Raw genomic sequence first — 1745 nt, 5'->3', positions numbered from 1 at the left:
TTGTCGTCGCTGTAGCTGGCCAACCGGTCGAACAGGTCCCAGGTGAAGTGGGCGTGCGCGCCGTTTTGTAAGCGGTGCACCAAGTTGCCGCGTTCCTGGTCCAACAGGTTGCCGGCGGGGTCGTGTTTGTCCAAGCAATTGAGCAGTTGTTTAGCTGCCTGGCATATTAAAAACATTACCCCCCCCAGGTGCAACAAGTGCACCCGAGATATCAATGCAATAACAACTTGCAACTAAATTACTTACTACATTTTTGCTGATCGCGCGCGATCAAAACCCAGAGCTCCGTCCTGATTAATCGCACAGATCAAAGCAAAGTCATCATCGCAATCAACCGGCAGCCCCTTATCCAATGGCTACTGACCTTACTGAACAGCTCAAACTCTGCCCGATAGCATATTACTTCAAACATCCATCACTCCGGACTAATAACCACAACGATTCGTTTTTCTATATATCGCAGAGTTAAAGCATCCGATTTCAGTGAGCGATACCAGATCAATCGAGGCTGATGCCGCCCAGAACTAAAACCTCTAGATTGACTCTCGGGAGCTCCACTTGGCCACTTCATTAGCTCGCCCATGAAGTGCATCTATTTTAAAATTTTCGTCCTCGACTATAACTGTGTATCGCCGAAACGGAGCTAGCGCCTTAGCGTTAATTGTTTCTATAAACAATTCCCCCCCTGACTCCGTACAGGAATCAGGGATTATGACCTGAGCAAATTCTGGCGGCCGCCCTGTATTTAGAAGATCCAAGCGACTGGAAGCAAGACTTTTATTTGCTTTCCGGCTAAGGCATGAATCGAATATTTCGCGCAGTTTCGCCTTAGCCTCGAAGTCAGCTTTTAGACGTTCATCGTTGTTCGACTTGTACTCGTCCGAACGACGACGCTTATGAAACTCCGTCTCCCATGCAAGCATCTGTTCTAAGAATTGCTCTAAAAACTCACGCGCATCCATTTCTAAAACCTCTACTTAACAATCGCATGAACAGGGATTATTGAATACTTGACTATGAGTAACACCGTTAGCTCGCGCCTGATAGAGGATAGACGTTGGCCTAGTTCCTCCCGCATCGTAGTTAGGCACCACTCTAACAATTACATTATCTCCATTTTTAACTGCAGCTGCGATGTCGCCTTCAAACATCCTGAAAGCACCTCGATTAGTAGTGGGGTCTTGAGGGAATACGTTATCTTTACCGCCGCTACCGCCGAGTAATTTACTAATTGCATGACCTGCATCATCACCTGCACACCCCATTCCTCTAGCGTGTCCACGCGAACTGGCGTTTGTGGCCGAACCAGTCCCGATATCTGAGGGCCGGATCTTTGCAGTCACACTCTTCAAGCTGCCGTTTACATTGTATCGATATTTGTTTCGAGGATCCTCACCCCACAACCCTAATGGGTCAACCCAGCCGGTAGGGTTCGTCACGTAGCTGAAGAAATTGAGCCCACCCTCTAAGCGAACTGGGTCCTGTGACACATAACGGGCTGTTTTTGGATCATAGTATCTATATCTATTGTAATGCAGACTTGTTTCGTGATCTTGGTAGTGTCCTTGGAAGCGAATCGGATTGCTCAAGCCATGCCGCTTGGCCAACTCCGATCGTGCCTCTCGGACTTCGCCCCAAGCCTTGTACTGCCCTGCCCACGCAATATTACCCTGCTCGTCGGTGAGTTCCATTGGCGTGCCGAGATGATCGCAGTGGTACCAGGCAATCGCATCGAACGCCTGCGG

General features: G+C 48.9%; 2 protein-coding genes. Both read right to left on the bottom strand.

What is annotated here, in order from left to right; translation table 11 throughout:
- Window positions 1–533: 533 nt before the first annotated feature.
- Window positions 534–962, bottom strand: coding sequence for an NTF2 fold immunity protein (locus H620_RS27885; protein WP_027907865.1), 429 nt, complete (start codon window positions 960–962; stop codon window positions 534–536).
- A 15-nt stretch (window positions 963–977) separates the two neighbouring features.
- The coding region (locus H620_RS26700; protein ID WP_209439662.1) for an RHS repeat-associated core domain-containing protein at window positions 978–1745 on the bottom strand (768 nt) is incomplete at its 5' end.

It is taken from the genome of Pseudomonas taiwanensis DSM 21245, from assembly GCF_000425785.1.
Taxonomy (GTDB): Bacteria; Pseudomonadota; Gammaproteobacteria; order Pseudomonadales; family Pseudomonadaceae; genus Aquipseudomonas; species Aquipseudomonas taiwanensis.
The sequence above is the reverse complement of the archived record's forward strand: the minus strand, read 5'-3'. Positions and strand labels throughout refer to the sequence as shown.

Coding starts and splice junctions, on each gene's coding strand:
- H620_RS27885 (WP_027907865.1), bottom strand. CDS start 962: ATGGATGCGCGTGAGTTTTTAGAGCAATTCTTAGAACAGATGCTTGCA.